The sequence below is a fragment of the Psittacicella melopsittaci genome, from assembly GCF_003585925.1.
Classification (GTDB): domain Bacteria; phylum Pseudomonadota; class Gammaproteobacteria; order Enterobacterales; family Psittacicellaceae; genus Psittacicella; species Psittacicella melopsittaci.
In genome coordinates this window covers 24,239-35,822 of the sequence record NZ_NRJH01000059.1, presented here as the reverse complement: position 1 = coordinate 35,822, position 11,584 = coordinate 24,239, and the positions used below count along the sequence as shown (strand labels likewise).

Genomic DNA, 11,584 nt, shown 5'->3' with positions numbered 1-11,584 from the left:
TAAAGAGAATAGATTACCGTTTTGTGTAGATGTAACGATAGTACAGTTACATAGGTTTGCTCCTTGGTTACCTGTAATGTTAATCGAAGCATTAGCATCAGTTGCTGTTACGTTAGTTGCGTTAACGTTAGTTGTACCGTTTTCAGCGTAAATGTTAACACCTTGTTTACCAGAGATATTACTATTTTCGATAGTTGTGTTCTCTTTAGCAGTGATGTTAACTGTACCATTAGCTGCAGTTACATTTGAGCCAAGAACAGTTACAGAACCATTTGCTGAGTCAATAGTAACGTTAGTTGGAGATGTAACGTTAGTACCGTTACCTAGGTTAGCACCTTGGTTACCTGTAATACTGATTGAAGAGTTTTCATCAGTAGCTGTAACGTTTGTAGCGTTAACGTTAGTTGTACCGTTTTCTGCATCAATGGTTACACCTTGTTTGCCTGAGATATTACTATTTTCAATTGTAGTATTTTCTTTAGCAGTAATGTTAACTGTACCATTGTTCGCCGTTACGTTAGAACCGATAACAGAAACAGAACCATTTGCAGAGTCAATAGTAACGTTTTGTGGAGATGTAACGTTAGTACCGTTACCTAAGTTAGCACCTTGGTTACCTGTAATACTGATTGAAGCGTTTTCATCAGTAGCAGTAACGTTTGTAGCATTAACGTTAGTTGTACCGTTTTCAGCGTCAATGGTTACACCTTGTTTACCAGAGATATTACTATTTTCAATTGTAGTATTTTCTTTAGCAGTGATGTTAACTGTACCATTGTTCGCCGTTACGTTAGAACCGATAACAGAAACAGAACCATTTGCTGAATCAATAGTAACGTTTTGTGGAGATGTAACGTTAGTACCGTTACCTAGGTTTGCACCTTGGTTACCAGTAATGCTAATTGAAGCATTTTCATCAGTAGCTGTAACGTTTGTAGCGTTAACGTTAGTTGTACCGTTTTCAGCATCAATGGTTACACCATGTTTACCAGAGATATTACTATTTTCGATAGTTGTATTCTCTTTAGCCGTAATGTTAACTGTACCATTGTTCGCTGTTACGTTAGAACCGATAACTGAAATTGAACCGTTTGGTGTAGTAACAGTTACGTTGTTAGCAGCTGTAACATTTGTACCATTACCAATGTAAACACCTTGGTTACCTGTAATAGTAGCCGAACCATTGTCAACACTTACATTTGTAGCATTAACTGTAGCTGTACCATTAGTTGCATTAATAGTAACACCTTTGCTACCTGTAATGTTCGAATTCTCAATAGTAGTGTTTTCTGCAGCCGTAATGTTAACTGTAGCGTTAACTGCGGTTACATTTGAGCCAGTTACACTAATTGAACCATTTGCTGAAGCAATGCTTATGTTAGAGCCATCAGCTGAGGTTACATTAGTACCATTACCAATATTAACACCTTGGTCACCAGCAATAGTTACATTGCTTGTATTTGAGGTTACCGTAGAGTTGTTAATCGTAGTTGTACCGTTAGTTGTATTAATGCTCACTGTACCATTACCAACTGTAGTTGAGTTAATAATGGTTGTACCATTTGGACTTGAAATAGTTAAGTTACCGTCACTATCACTTGCTTTACCAGTTGAGTTAACTACTGAGTCTTCAATAGTTACACGGTTACCTGAGTTAAGTACTAGGTCAGAGTCAGTTGTAACATTTGAGCCATTAACAATACTAATGTTGCCCTTGTCAGCATTAATGTATGTTGGCGAATAGTTAGTTACGCTTGTACCATCTAAGGTTGTATCACCTTCAGTAGCATTGATTACTGCAGTACCTGTGTTGTCACCTGTAAATGATGAGTTAGTTAAGGTTACATTACTACCCGTAACATTTAAGTTAGAAGCACCTGTTGTGCTTGAGTTAGCAACACTTACATTGCCTCCATTTGCAATTATGCTTACAGTTGCATTAGTTTCTGGAGTAGCTGTTAAGTTAGTGTTATTAACAGTAGTATCTTTACCTTTAACTACTACTTGAGCTTTTTCACCTGCTGTTGCAGTAAAGTTCGAACCATCAACATTTGTACTGTTTTCTGCTGTAACAGATATATTGTTTGCATTTACTTTAGTACCAGTAACAGAAACATTATCACCTGATACAGATACATTACTGTTGTTCGAAGTTAAGTTAGAATCTGTAACCGTAGTATTACCGTTTGTAGTATCTACACTTACTGAACCATTTGCTTCAACTGTAGCGTTAGTTAAAGTTGTTGCATTTGGACTTGAAATGCTTACATTACCAGTTGGCGATGTAGAAGCAACAGTTGAGTTTGCAACTGTAACTTTATCACCAGAACTTAAAGTTAGATCTGAGTTAGATTCTACTTTAGAGTTGTTTTCTAAAGTGATGTTACCTTTTGCAGCACTAATAGTTGTTGGTGCATAGTTAGTTACACTTGTACCGTTTAGAGTTGCATCACCATTAGTAGCGTTAATTACAGCAGTGCCATTGTCGTCACCTTTGAAGGTTGAGTTAGTTAAGGTTACGTTAGTACCTGTAACATTTAAGTTAGATGCACCAGTTGTACTTGAATTAGCAACGCTTACATTACCCTCTGTTGCAATGAGGCTAACAGTTGCGTTTGTACCTTCTTTAGCAGAAATGTTGGTGTTATCTAAGCTTGTTTCTTTACCTTTAACAACAACTTGACCATCTTTGTCTGCAGTTGTAGTTAGGTTAGAACCAGCAACACTTAAATCATTGTCAGCAGTAACAGAAATATTGCTTGCATTTACTTTAGTACCAGTTACAGAAACATTATCACCTGACACAGATACATTGCTGTTGTTCGAAGTTAAGTTCGAATCTGTAACTGTGGTGTTACCGTTTGTTGTGTTAACTGATACACTGCCATTTGCAGAAACTGTAGCATTAGTTAAAGTCGTTGCATTTGGACTTGAGATACTTACATTACCTGTTGTCGCTGTTGAAGCAACTGTAGAGTTAGCAACTGTAACTTTATCACCTGAACTTAAAGTTAAATCTGAGTTAGATTCAACTTTAGAGTTGTTCTCTAAAGTAATGTTACCATTTGCAGCACTAATTGTAGTTGGTGCGTAGTTAGTTACACTTGTACCGTTTAGAGTTGCATCACCATCTGTAGCATTAATTACTGCAGTACCCTTGTCATCACCTTTGAAGGTTGAGTTAGTTAAGGTTACATTAGTACCAGTTACATTTAAGTTAGATGCACCAGTTGTACTTGAGTTAGCAACGCTTACATTGCCCTCTGTTGCAATGAGGCTAACAGTTGCATTTGTGCCTTCTTTAGCAGAAATGTTGGTGTTATCTAAGCTTGTTTCTTTACCTTTAACAACAACTTGACCATCTTTGTCTGCAGTTGTAGTTAGGTTAGAACCAGCAACACTTACATCATTGTCAGCAGTAACAGAAATATTGCTTGCATTAACTTTAGTACCAGTTACAGAAACATTTCCACCAGATACAGATACATTGCTGTTGTTCGAAGTTAAATTCGAATCTGTAACAGTGGTGTTACCGTTTGTTGTGTTAACTGATACACTGCCATTTGCTTGAACTGTAGCATTAGTTAAAGTTGTAGCATTTGGACTTGAGATACTTACATTACCAGTTGCAGATGTTGAAGCAACTGTTGAGTTTGCAACTGTAACTTTATCACCAGAACTTAAAGTCAGATCTGAGTTAGATTCAACTTTAGAGTTGTTTTCTAAAGTGATATTACCTTTAGCAGCACTAATTGTAGTTGGTGCATAGTTAGTTACACTTGTACCGTTTAAGGTTGCGTCACCGTCTGTAGCGTTAATTACATCAGTACCCTTGTCATCACCTTTGAAGGTTGAATTCGTTAAGGTTACGTTAGTACCAGTTACATTTAAGTTAGATGCACCTGTTGTACTTGAGTTAGCAACACTTACATTACCATTTTCAGCGATTAAGCTTACTGAGGCATTTGTGCCTGAAGTTGCAGAAATGTTGGTGTTATCTAAGCTTGTTTCTTTACCTTTAACAACAACTTGACCATCTTTGCCAGCTGTTACTGTCAGGTTCGAACCTGTAACACTTACATTATTTGATGCAGTTACAGATACATTTGTAGCATTGATCTTAGAACCCGTTACGCTAGTATTACCATTTGTTGTATCTACACTTACATTACCATTTGCAGAAACTGTAGCATTAGTTAAAGTTGTAGCATTTGGACTTGAGATACTTACATTACCAGTTTTAGCTGTTGAAGTAACTGTAGAGTTTGCAACTGTAACTTTATCACCAGAACTTAAAGTTAGATCTGAGTTAGATTCTACTTTAGAGTTGTTTTCTAAAGTGATGTTACCATTTGCAGCACTAATTGTAGTTGGTGCATAGTTAGTTACACTTGTACCATTTAGAGTTGCATCACCGCTAGTAGCGTTGATTACAGCAGTACCTTGGTCATCACCTTTGAAGGTTGAGCTAGTTAAAGTTACGTTAGTACCTGTTACATTTAAGTTAGAAGCACCTGTTGTACTTGAGTTAGCAACACTTACATTACCTTCCGTTGCAATGAGGCTAACAGTTGCATTTGTGCCTGCAGTTGCAGAAATGTTAGTGTTATCTAGGCTAGTTTCTTTACCTTTAACAACAACTTGACCATCTTTGCTAGCTGTTGCAGTTAGGTTAGAACCTGCAACACTTACATTATTGTCTGCAGTAACAGACACATTTGTTGCATTAACTTTAGTACCAGTTACAGAAACGTTTCCACCAGATACAGATACATTACTGTTATTCGAAGTTAAGTTCGAACCTGTAACCGTGGTGTTACCGTTTGTTGTGTTAACTGATACACTGCCATTTGCTTTAACTGTAGCATTAGTTAAAGTTGTAGCATTTGGACTTGAGATACTTACATTACCAGTTTTAGCTGTTGAAGTAACTGTAGAGTTTGCAACAGTAACTTTATCACCAGAACTTAAAGTTAGATCTGATTTAGATTCAACTTTAGAGTTGTTTTCTAAAGTGATGTTACCATTTGTTGCACTAATTGTCGTTGGTGCGTAATTCGTAACATTTGTTGCATTTAAAGTAACGTCACCGCTAGTAGCGTTAATTACAGCAGTACCCTTGTCATCACCTTTGAAGGTTGAGTTAGTTAAGGTTACGTTAGAACCAGTTACATTTAAGTTAGATGCACCAGTTGTACTTGAGTTAGCAACGCTTACATTACCCTCTGTTGCAATGAGACTAACACTTGCATTTGTATTTTCTGTTGCAGAAATGTTAGTGTTATCTAAGCTTGTTTCTTTACCTTTAACAACAACTTGACCGTCTTTGCCTGCTGTTACTGTCAGGTTAGAACCTGTAACACTTACATTATTTGCAGCAGTTACAGATACATTTGTAGCATTGATCTTAGTACCTGTTACGGTGGTGTTTCCATTTGTTGTATCAACACTTACATTACCATTTGCAGAAACTGTAGCATTAGTTAAAGTTGTTGCATTTGGACTTGAGATACTTACATTACCAGTTTTCGCTGTTGAAGCAACTGTTGAGTTAGCAACTGTAACTTTATCACCTGAACTTAAAGTTAGATCTGATTTAGATTCAACTTTAGAGTTGTTTTCTAAAGTGATGCTACCATTTGCTGCACTAATAGTTGTTGGTGCATAGTTAGTTACACTTGTACCGTTTAGAGTTGCATCACCATTAGTAGCGTTAATTACAGCAGTGCCATTGTCGTCACCTTTGAAGGTTGAGTTAGTTAAAGTTACGTTAGTACCAGTAACATTTAAGTTAGATGCACCTGTTGTACTTGAGTTAGCAACACTTACATTACCATTTTCCGCGATTAAGCTTACTGAGGCATTTGTACCTGAAGTTGCAGAAATGTTGGTGTTATCTAGGCTAGTTTCTTTACCTTTAACAACAACTTGACCGTCTTTGCTAGCTGTTGCAGTTAGGTTAGAACCAGTAACACTTACATTATTTGATGCAGTTACAGATACATTTGTAGCATTGATCTTAGTACCAGTTACGGTAGTATTACCATTTGTTGTATCTACACTTACATTACCATTTGCAGAAACTGTAGCATTAGTTAAAGTTGTAGCATTTGGACTTGAGATACTTACATTACCAGTTTTAGCTGTTGAAGTAACTGTAGAGTTTGCAACTGTAACTTTATCACCAGAACTTAAAGTTAGATCTGAGTTAGATTCTACTTTAGAGTTGTTTTCTAAAGTGATGTTACCTTTTGCTGCACTAATTGTAGTTGGAGCATAGTTAGTAACATTGGTTGCATTTAAAGTAACATCACCGCTAGTAGCGTTGATTACCGCTCTACCTGTATCATCACCTTTTAAGGTAGAATTAGTTAAGCTTACACTTGCCCCTGTAACATTGAGGTGTGAAGCTTGCGTAGTATTTGCGTTAACTACAGTTACATTACCTGAGGTCGCAATTACGTCTACTGAGCTATTGCTACCCGTAGCTGTAATATTGCTGTTGTTAATGCTCGTTGACTTACCTTTAACAACTACTTGACCATCTTGAGTTGCAGTTGAAGTTAGGTTTACGCCAGTAATGCTCGTATTATTTTCCGCAACAACGTTAACATTTGCACCTTTTAGCTCACCACCAGTCAGAGTTACATTGTTACCAGCTACTTTAGTGTCACCATTTTCTGAAACTAAAGAAGAGCTTGAGCTTAAATTGTTACTTGCCGTTACACTTACACCACTTGTAGCACTTACAGAACCGCCTGCTAAAGTAACATTAGTTGCACTTAAGCTTGCATTGTCTGCAGTAACTTTTAAGTTAGTCGCATTAATTTCTGTTGCACTAATGCTCGCATTGTTTTTTGCAGTTAAAGTAGCTCCGTCAGTTACATTAAAGTTGGTTGTAGTGAAGCTTAGATTCGGAGCAGCTACTGTAGCATTGTCAGCTAAACTTAGGTTAGGAGCAGTAATGTTAATTGAACGATCAGCTTGTAATGAACCATTACTTACAGCCACATTACCTTGAGGCGAAGATAAGTTTAGATCACGCGAAGAATGTACGCTAGTGTTAGTTAAATTAACATTAGCATTACCACGTACATTAATATCTGTATTCGTACCTGTAGTAGTTAAACTCGTTGAGTTAAGATTTACATTACTTGTCTCTGCATCACCTAAAGAGATCTCTGTTGTAGTCGCTGAGATAGCTCCTTTAGTTACATTAATTGTTGCAGCACGTGCAATTACACTTGCTCCAGATAAAGTAGTGTTACTAATATTAGCTAGAGTTTTTGCTTTAACTGTCGTGTTTTGCGTTGCCGTGAAACTAGAGTTCTCTAGAGTTGCATTTTGCGAACTATTAATAGTTGCATTACCTTGTGCATGAAGAGTTGCATTTTCTAGCACAACATTGCTTGCGGTAATATTAATATCACGGCCTACAGTAAAGCTAAGCTTATTGCCAGAAATAGTTACATTACCTTGAGCTGAAGTTAAGTTTAAGTCTAAGCCAGAAGTAAAGTTAGTACTAGCTATACTTAGATTGTCTTGTACCCCAACGCTTACATTACCTGAAGTAGCTGTAAGATTACTTGCTACTATGCTGGTATTAACCGTAGAAGCATTACCTAAGTTTAGGTCTGTCTTGGCAGTTAGATTCGCTTTATCTACATTAACGTAAGCAGAAGAAACATTTAGTTTAGCTCCTGCAGCTACATTAGAGTCAGTGAAATTAATCGTGCTAGTATTACCAATTTGCAGATTCACATCACCTGAACCTGAAGCAATATTACTATTACTTACATTTAGTAAACCACCAGTGGCAGCTCCAGAGCTTATAGTTAATGCTTGTCCAGCAGAAATATTTGTCGCATTTAAAGCAATATTACCTGTATGAGCTTCAACAACTACATTACCTTGCGTTGCTGTTAGGTTCGACCCTGAAACATTTAACTCTTCGGTGTTTTGATAAAGAGTTACATGATTTGCCGCAAATAAGGTTGAGTTGGTTAAATTAATACTAGTAGTTCCTGCCTCAGTTGCACAAACGGTTGTTAAGGTAACATTGGCACCTGTAGAAGCTATGTTCGAGCCGTTAACTACGTTTACAGCTTTGAATGCACCATCTCCACCTAACTTAATATTGGCATTAGCTACTACACTAGAGTTAACTACATTTAATGTACCGTCAGTAGCAAAGAGCACTGCTGGTATTTCACCATCTTGCCCTGCTGCTAAAGTCGAAACAAAATTCGAGCTATTTAGCGTAATGTTTTGTCCATTTTGGGTACGAGTAACAATACGTTCTGCATTAACTTTACTTGCGTTTACAATAAGTGCCCCATTGAGGTTATTGTAAATATTCGCATTGCCTCCAGCTGTAACACTCGAATTGTTGAGAATAATTGTAACATCAGCTCCAGAAGAAGAACGTGTCGCAGCTATATGAGCTACTTGTCCTGCTTTAAGGTTAACTTGATTTAAAGTTAAGTTAGTTGCTGGACCTGTTTCACTTGTACCTTCGAGAGTAAAGTAAGCGTGTTTATTATCTGAAGTTAAGTTAAAGCCATTGATTACAGTTGCACTTTCAGCATTGTCTGTTGAAGCAGCAGGTACTGTAACATTAGCTGTAGCATTATTAGATGCTTTAATGCTTACATTAGTCAGGTTAATTGGCGTATTAGTCCAGTTAAGAGTAGCTTGATCACCTGCACTAATATTTACATTGGTAAAGTTGGTAACATCTGTAGCTAGAGTTGAACAAGTTGCACAGGCAGTAAAGTTATTGCTTGCTTTAAATGTAACATTATTAAAGTTTTGCTTACTGCTCTTACTTGTATTTAGGGTAATATTTGCTGCACTAACATTTACCCCTTGGTAGTTTTTCTCTACAAAAGCATCGCTGTAGTTACCAGAAGCAGTAACGTTAAAGTTAGTTGCATTTATACTACTTGCACTGTTTACCGAGAAGTTAACATCTACAGCATTACTAAAAGTAGTGTTGTTGAGATTTAAGTTATAGGTGCCTGTACCTGTGCGATTTGTACCTACACTAAAGTTACTTACTGTTGAATTATTTAAAGTAAAGTTAGAGGCATCAGTTCCTGTAGCGAGATTTCTTAAGACTAAAGTACCACAAGAAGTAGAATTACCATTTAAGCTCGCATTTTCAAGGATTAAAGAACCACCTGTAATACCTAAATTAGCATTAGTAACATTGTTAAATTTAAGATCGGTAACTGTAGTATTACGGTTAGTTGTTACCGTAATGCAAGCAATACCACTTACATTATTTACGCTGTAATTATTTAGGTTAACCTGAGAACCACTAACGCTAAGATTGCCAGCACGGGTACTATTAGTATTAGTAATACTAATTACCCCGCTAGTGTTATTAGCAACAATACTTGTATTACCAGAAGAGTTTAAGGTTGCTCCGTCTATAGAAATACATGCATCACTGGTAATACTAATGGTTTTACCAGAATATCTGTTGCTATTTGCAGTCGCGCAAGTTAAGTTAACAAAGTCCTTACCGTGTAAAGATAAGGTTTCACCAGCACTTAAGCTCGAGTTAAGTGAAGTTAAATTACCAATAGTTCCTTGAGCACTGAGGTAAATATTTTGCCCTGCATTAAATGTACTATTTTCTAAGGTAATAAATGAAGAAGTATTAAAGTTAATACTATTAGTTACATTTATCGAAGAGTTAAAAATCTCAAGCTTGCCACCGGTTTGGTTTTGCCATGTAACCGAACGAGCAATAATACTTGAGTTAGTCATCCCAAGCGAAGAAGTAGCTACGGCAGTGTTATTAAAGCTTACGTCTGCTGCAATATTAATCGTCGAATACCAAAGAATATTAACTCTCGCTTGCAGATAAAGGTTAGAGCTAGTATTAGTCGAAGTAACATTCGCGTAGTAGAATTGAAGCTGGGTAGTAGCAATAATAGTTACCGAAGATTTTGATAGGTAATTATTTATCATTGCATCCGTAACTATTGAATAGGTACTATATGGGTGAGCGGCATTACCGTCAGAATCACGATAAACATTGCTCGTCATAGGTACTATATCAGCGTTAGAATAACCTGCTCTAGTTCTCGCATTAATCATTGACCAGTTCGGAGTAGAGTTAATAACTAATACCGAAGTTGGGTCGAGTAACCAAGTACCAAGATTACCATATACAGATCTAGTATCGGCAGAAACATTGTCACCTAGATTAAGAGTCTTACCTGAAGTCTCAACAAAACCACCGTTACCATTTACTGAGGTTGCTAAGAAAGTACCATCATAGTTACCGGTGTTACCCCATGCAATAGTTTGCCCTGCATCACCTGAAGTCCCAGAAACATTAACTACAGCACCACTAAAAACTGTTGTTTTATTCGCCAGTTTTAAGTCACCTGTACCTTTTAAGTCACCCCCAAGATACACTTTTCCACCCTGTTGTCCAGAGGCGTTAATAAGGGTATTATTTTCTAAAACAACAACATCGCCAAGTACTTTAACCTCACCAGCAGTGCCAGTAAGATTAGAAGCGTTCACGGTACCATTAACTACCACTAAACCAGAGCGACAAGAGATGTTTGCTGCTAATTGAGCATCATTGTAATTAGTTTGTTGTACTAAATCTGACTCAGAAGCACCGTAAAGTAAAACTTCACCATTAGCGCTAATTGTTGCTTTACGTGCTGAATCAGATGCTGAAATTACATCAGCAAATTGTTCTGCTGAAGTGTAACCATTTGCTACTTTATTTGCTAATAGGTAAGCACGTTTAGATACAATTTCTCCAAGGTTCACTGCTTTATTGTCTGCAGTAACTTTGTAAGAAATTAATGGATTATCTAAATCTTGAATGGTAATTGACTGACCTGCAAGTAAGTAAACTGTACCATTTTTTGCTTCCAGGACACCAGTGTTTACTACTTTACCACCCACTAAAGCTAGAGTACCGTCATCGTTTACTTTAATTAAACCCTGGTTGATAACGCTTGCAATAGCCTGATCTTTTTCTTGGTTAAATACGTAGTTGCCTTTAATAAAATCTTCGTTGCTAATATCAAGAGTTGAGGCAACTAAAGACTGTACGTTTACAACTGAGTTTTCCCCAAAAACAATCCCTGCTGGGTTAACGATAAATACTTTACCGTTTGATTCTAGGGTACCAAGAATTTGCGACACGCTTCCGCCCAGCACTCGGTTAAGTACTGCAGAATTAGAGCTTTCTTGAATAAATCTAACTAGCTCATTAGTGCCTATGTTAAATTTTTGCCATTCAATAATGGCGCCATTACTATTAGTAATGGTAGTTACTAATCCATTAGTAACTACGGCCGCTTTACCGTTGATTACCGTAGCTTCCGATAAAGAACTTGCGTATGCTGTCCCTACTCCAGCTAAAGTAACCGGAAGCAACAAGCTTCCTAGTAATTTACTTACTTTACTATAAGTAAATTTTTGCTCTTGTTCTTGGCCTGCTTTACTGTGCTCTGAACCTGCCATACTATTTGTAGCAATTTCCGACACTGCATCCAAAGACAGAGTTTTACGGTTAAATTTTAGTTTAAAAATCTTATTCATT

Annotated in this window: 1 protein-coding gene; it reads right to left on the bottom strand. The window is 37.0% G+C overall.

Annotation, left to right across the window (positions count from 1 at the left end; genetic code table 11):
* Positions 1 to 11,583: ESPR-type extended signal peptide-containing protein (locus tag CJP74_RS06920; protein ID WP_147397065.1), on the bottom strand; the 11,583-nt coding region annotated here is incomplete at its 3' end.
* Between the last annotated feature and the right edge of the window lies 1 nt (position 11,584).